Annotated in this window: 1 protein-coding gene; it reads left to right on the top strand. The window is 71.9% G+C overall.

Going from position 1 to position 540, the window contains the following annotated elements:
• The coding region (locus A8G15_RS29005) for a Kelch repeat-containing protein (protein WP_425415139.1) at positions 1 to 540 on the top strand (540 nt) is incomplete at both ends.

Genomic DNA, 540 nt, shown 5'->3' with positions numbered 1-540 from the left:
CACCCGCGTCCTCGCCCAGGCCGAGGCATTCGACGTGAGCACGGGCACCTGGTCGGAACTCCCCGCGCTGCGCACACCCCGGCACGGCCTGGCACTCGGAGCGGTCGGCAACACGGTCTACGCGATCGACGGGGCCACCGAGCCCACCCACGCCGAATCCACCGCGGTGAACGAGGCACTGCAGATCCCGCCGCGGCAGATCCAGCCCGGTCCGGCTTGGCGCCGGCTGCGCGACGCCCCCGTCCCCCGGCAGCAGAGCGCATCCACGGTCGCCGACGGCACCGTGTGGGTGCTCGGCGGGCTCGACAACACCGGCTCGACCGGGAAGGTCGAAGGCTACGACCCGGCGATCGACACGTGGAAGGCCGGACCGGATCTGCCTGCGCCGCTCAATCATCCGATGGCGGTGGAGTACGGCGGCGAGCTGGTGGTGCTCGGCGGCTGGGTACCGGAAGGTCCCAATCTGACCGCGCATCCCTCGGATCGGGTGCTCGCCCTGCGTGACGGACAGTGGACCGACCTGCCACCCATGCCCCAACC

Source organism: Rhodococcus phenolicus (assembly GCF_001646785.1).
GTDB classification, from domain to species: domain Bacteria; phylum Actinomycetota; class Actinomycetes; order Mycobacteriales; family Mycobacteriaceae; genus Rhodococcus; species Rhodococcus phenolicus.
Note: the sequence above shows the minus strand (reverse complement) of the source record. Positions and strands in the feature narration are given on the sequence as shown.